This is a genomic window from Mesorhizobium sp. M7A.F.Ca.CA.004.06.1.1 (assembly GCF_003999135.1).
Taxonomy (GTDB): domain Bacteria; phylum Pseudomonadota; class Alphaproteobacteria; order Rhizobiales; family Rhizobiaceae; genus Mesorhizobium.
The window spans coordinates 1-804 of sequence record NZ_RZPQ01001286.1; the positions used below are offsets into that span (position 1 = coordinate 1).

An 804-nucleotide genomic window follows, 5' to 3' on the forward strand; every position below is an offset into this window, starting at 1 on the left:
CGCTGGAGGTGCTGTTGAACCGCCATGGCTTCGTCAGCGAGCGCGATCTCGAAGCGGGCAAGGCAGTCGATCCGGCAGCGACGCCCAAGAGGGTGCTGAAGGCGGAAAACGTGCCCGCAGTGCTGGCCAAGGGTGGTCCTTGCGACCGGTCGGCGGCGCGGCCGGCGCGGTTCAAGGCCGGCGACCCCGTACGGACCAAAAACCTCAACCCGACCGGCCACACGCGGCTGCCGCGCTATGCGCGCGCCAAGCAGGGGGTGATTGAGACGGTGCACGACGGTTTCGTGTTCCCCGACAGCAACGCGCATGGACACGGCGAAAATCCGCAATGGGTCTACACCGTGGTTTTCGAAGGGCCGGAAATCTGGGGCGAGGACGCCGACCCGACGCTGAGCGTCTCGATAGACGCCTGGGAGAGCTATCTTGAGCCGGCGTGATACGGATCTGCCCGAGCTGCCGCCGGGCGTCGATACGCCGGTGTTTGCCGAGCCGTGGCAGGCTGAGGCGTTCGCCATGACGGTGGCGTTGCACGACAAGGGCCTGTTTTCGTGGAGCGAGTGGGCGCAGGCGCTGTCGATCGAAGTGAAGAAGCCAGGCGCCGCGGCTGACGGCCATGACTATTACGAACATTGGCTGGCCGCGCTGGAAAGCCTGCTTGCCACCAAAGGGCTGGCCGCCAAGTCGGATGTCGACGCCATGGCTGAAGCCTGGGAGCGCGCCGCGCATGCCACGCCGCACGGCAAGCCGATCCTGCTGGAAAACGATCCCCAGCCGATTCGATAAGGTGTGGGGTGAGCTTGTATG

2 protein-coding genes are annotated in these 804 nt (G+C 65.7%); both read left to right on the forward strand.

All coding sequences use genetic code 11. From position 1 onward, the window contains the following. Positions 1 to 437, forward strand: a 437-nt coding sequence (locus tag EN906_RS35815) for an SH3-like domain-containing protein (RefSeq protein ID WP_127375854.1), incomplete at its 5' end; no start/stop codon positions are given. After that, positions 424 to 783, forward strand: a complete 360-nt coding sequence (locus EN906_RS35820) for a nitrile hydratase accessory protein (protein ID WP_127272020.1) — start codon at positions 424 to 426, stop codon at positions 781 to 783. The genes EN906_RS35815 and EN906_RS35820, both read left to right, overlap by 14 nt. Positions 784 to 804: the final 21 nt, after the last annotated feature.